The organism is Cupriavidus sp. SIMBA_020, assembly GCF_046535395.1.
GTDB classification, from domain to species: domain Bacteria; phylum Pseudomonadota; class Gammaproteobacteria; order Burkholderiales; family Burkholderiaceae; genus Cupriavidus; species Cupriavidus campinensis.
The window spans coordinates 1-245 of sequence record NZ_JAWRWU010001397.1; the positions used below are offsets into that span (position 1 = coordinate 1).

A 245-nucleotide genomic window follows, 5' to 3' on the forward strand; every position below is an offset into this window, starting at 1 on the left:
GTGCCGGTGTTTGCGCCCGCGCCCTTCGTGCCGGATCGCGGTCTCGGCTCGCGCGTCTGGGATACGCAAGGCCGCGACTATATCGACTTCGCCGGCGGCATCGCCGTCACCGCGCTCGGTCATGCGCACCCCGAACTGCTGAAAGTGCTGCACGAGCAGGGCGGCAAGCTGTGGCACATCGGCAATGGCTACACCAACGAGCCGGTGCTGCGTCTCGCCAGGCGTCTGGAAGATCTGACGTTCGC

1 protein-coding gene is annotated in these 245 nt (G+C 66.9%); it reads left to right on the top strand.

Annotation, left to right across the window (positions count from 1 at the left end; translation table 11 throughout):
* Nucleotides 1-245: aminotransferase class III-fold pyridoxal phosphate-dependent enzyme (locus SB751_RS34110; RefSeq protein WP_410749508.1), on the top strand; the 245-nt coding region annotated here is incomplete at both ends.